Here is a 509-nt window from a genome sequence, read left to right as displayed (position 1 = left end):
GATCAGCAGCACGAACGTCATCGAGAGCTGGTCGAGCCGGAAGGCGACGTCCGCCTGGAAGCCCTCCACCGGGATCCAGCTGAACAGGTGCTGCACGACCGTGCGGTCCTCGGCGCCCTTGCCCAGCAGGTCGGTGAAGAGCACCAGGCCGAGCGCGAAGGAGACGGCGGCCAGGGCCGTGCCGATCCAGTGGCCGACGGCGTCCAGCCGGCGTCCGCCGCACAGCAGGACCACCGCTCCGAGCAGAGGCGCCGCCACCAGCAGCGCAATCAGGTTCTCCACGATTCAGCAGCCCCTCACAGCTTCATCAGGCTGGCGTCGTCGACCGAGGCCGAGTGGCGGGAACGGAACAGGGACACGATGATCGCCAGCCCCACCACGACCTCCGCGGCGGCGACGACCATCGTGAAGAACGCGATGATCTGGCCGTCGAGGTTGCCGTGCATGCGGGAGAAGGCGACGAACGCCAGGTTGCAGGCGTTGAGCATCAGCTCGACGCACATGAACAC

The 509-nt window shown here is 67.6% G+C and carries 1 protein-coding gene and 1 pseudogene; both read right to left on the bottom strand.

Features of this window, described 5'->3' with window-relative positions:
- Window positions 1-282, bottom strand: a pseudogene (locus LPA54_RS36670) (NADH-quinone oxidoreductase subunit L); the annotation flags it as partial.
- A 14-nt stretch (window positions 283-296) separates the two neighbouring features.
- The coding region (gene nuoK, locus LPA54_RS36665; protein WP_228984823.1) for an NADH-quinone oxidoreductase subunit NuoK at window positions 297-509 on the bottom strand (213 nt) is incomplete at its 5' end.

This window comes from Streptomyces sp. DH12 (genome assembly GCF_020873895.1).
Taxonomy (GTDB): Bacteria; Actinomycetota; Actinomycetes; order Streptomycetales; family Streptomycetaceae; genus Streptomyces.
This window is presented reverse-complemented; position numbering and strand designations above follow the sequence as displayed.